This is a genomic window from Actinotalea sp. (genome assembly GCF_035443605.1).
In the GTDB taxonomy this organism is placed as follows: Bacteria; Actinomycetota; Actinomycetes; order Actinomycetales; family Cellulomonadaceae; genus Actinotalea.
The window spans coordinates 2,052-4,384 of the sequence record NZ_DAORSQ010000151.1 but is presented as its reverse complement, the minus strand read 5'-3'; the positions used below and the strand labels follow the sequence as shown (position 1 = coordinate 4,384).

Below are 2,333 nucleotides of genomic sequence, written 5' to 3'. Positions count from 1 at the left end.
CTAGGACGTGTGCGGCCCGTGCGGTGCGGGGACGTGCGCCCACTCCTCGCGCGCGTCCAGCCACAGGTCGAGCTCGACGGCCGGCAGCGGGCGCGAGAGGTAGAAGCCCTGCGCCTGGTCGCAGCCCATCCGCGTGAGCTCGGTGCAGGCGACGTCGTCCTCGACACCCTCCGCGACCATCCGCAGGTCCAGGCTGTGCGCCAGGTCGATCGTCGAGGCGACGAGGGCAGCGGCGCGCGCGTCGTCGGCCATGGGGAACACGAACGAGCGGTCCAGCTTGAGCTCGTCGATCGGCAGGTCGCGCAGGTAGGACAACGAGGAGTAGCCGGTGCCGAAGTCGTCCACCGCGATCTGGATGCCGTGGTCGCGCAGCCGCGTGAGGATCGCGCGCGCGCGGTCGCGGTCGGCCATGAGGAACTCCTCGGTGATCTCCAGCTGGAGGGCCGACGGCGGCAGGCCGCGGGCGGCGAGCATGGCGGCGACCTCGTCCGGCAGGTCGGTGTCCACCAGCGAGCTCGCCGAGAGGTTGACGGCGATGGTCAGGGGGCGTGCGCCGGCCGACCACCGGGCCGCCTGGTCGAGGGCGATGGCCAGCACCGACCGGGTCATCGCCCGCATCAGGCCCGCCTCCTCGACGCGCTCGAGGAAGGCGGCGGGGTAGAGCAGGCCGTGCCGGGGGTGGTCCCAGCGGACCAGCGCCTCGACGCCGTGCACCGCGCCGGAGACGAGGTCGAGCTTGGGCTGGTAGTGGACCACGAGCTCGTCCCGGGTGAGGGCGTCGCGGAACTCCTCCGCCATCCGCAGCCGTGCGGGACCGTCGTCGTCACCCCCGTACACGCGCACGCCGCCGGACGACTTGGCCCGGTACATCGCGATGTCCGCCTTGCGCAGCAGTGCGCTGAGGTCCGCGCCGTGGTCGGGGAACAGGGCGATCCCGATGCTCACGGTGCTGTGCACCCCGAGCTCCTCGAGCGGGAAGGGCTGCGCGAGCCGCGCGGCCAGGGCCGCGGCCACGGTCCTGGCCTCGGCCTGGCCGGCGTCCTCGAGCAGGATGGCGAACTCGTCACCGCCGAGGCGCACGAGCAGGTCCTCCGCGCGCAGGCCGTGCCGCAGTCGCGTGCCGACCTGGACGAGCAGCTGGTCGCCCGCGTGGTGACCGAGGGAGTCGTTGACCTCCTTGAACCGGTCGAGGTCGAGCATGAGCAGGGCCTGGCGACGTGTCGGGTCCGCCAGCCGGGCAGCCGCCTGGCGGTACAGGGCCCGCCGGTTGGGCAGCCCGGTGAGGTGGTCGCTGGTGGCGTGGGCGTGCTCGAGCCGCACCATCGCGAGCATCCGGAGCATGACGAGCAGCACGAGGACGGCGGAGACGATCGCCACGGGTCCGGCCCTCAGGGGGGCTCCCGTGAGGAGCTGACCGCCGAGGATCGCCGGCCCGATGAGCAGCGCCGCACCGAGCCCGATCACCTGGGCGGGGTGGTTGCTCTCCGAGCGGGGCGGTGCGGGTGCCGACAGCACGCGCATCGAGGGGTGCAGCGCAGCGGCCCCGGCCATGACGTACGCCAGGAGCCAGCGCGGGTCGAGGCCCGTGGGGTGGACGTCGATGCTCGGCAGCACGGACGCCGCCTGCGCCAGGCCCTCGACGGCCATCATCGAGCCCACCAGACCGGCGAGCACGCCGGACCACGTCCGCCCGGCGCCCGGGGCGTTGGCCAGCCGCAGCAGGGCTCCGAAGAGCACCACGTTGCCCAGGGGGTAGCCGACCTGGACCAACCGGGCCGCGAGGGACCCCTCGGCGGCGGCCCACGCCGGCTCGACGAGGAAGACCCACGAGAGCAGCCCGACCCCGACGGTGAGGATCGCCGTGTCGAACATCGCCGTGCTCCGCTCCCCCGGGCCGCGGCTCCGCGCGAACTGCACCATGCCCGCCGAGACCAGGGGGTAGGTGGCGAGGTAGAACAGGTCGGCGACCCCGAACTCGACGGCGGCCCCGGGAGCCGGACCGGTCAGCGCGTAGACCGCACCGCCGACGATCCACGAGGCCATCCCCGCGGCGATGAGGTACCACGCGCCGTGCGCCGCGGGCCGGTTGCGCCGCGCACCGAGGACCATCGCGACCGCGCCGGAGCCCGCCACCAGGATGTAGGCGATGTCGCGCACGGGGCCCGCGGGCAGCGCGACCGCACCGGCGGCGAGCAGCACGCCGACGAGGAGGTAGCGCGCCCACGGCGCGCGGAGTCCGGCCACGTCCCTCTCATCGGCCCGCCGGGCACGGACCTGAACGCTTGGGGGAGCCGGCCCGGTTGACATCGGCCCGGAACTGCGGCGGAGTTGGC

General features: G+C 74.3%; 1 protein-coding gene. It reads right to left on the bottom strand.

The window, feature by feature from the left end:
- Window positions 1-2,244: a putative bifunctional diguanylate cyclase/phosphodiesterase gene (locus PKY62_RS12265; protein ID WP_324537366.1), complete on the bottom strand. Its 2,244-nt coding sequence runs from the start codon at window positions 2,242-2,244 to the stop codon at window positions 1-3.
- Window positions 2,245-2,333 lie beyond the last annotated feature (89 nt).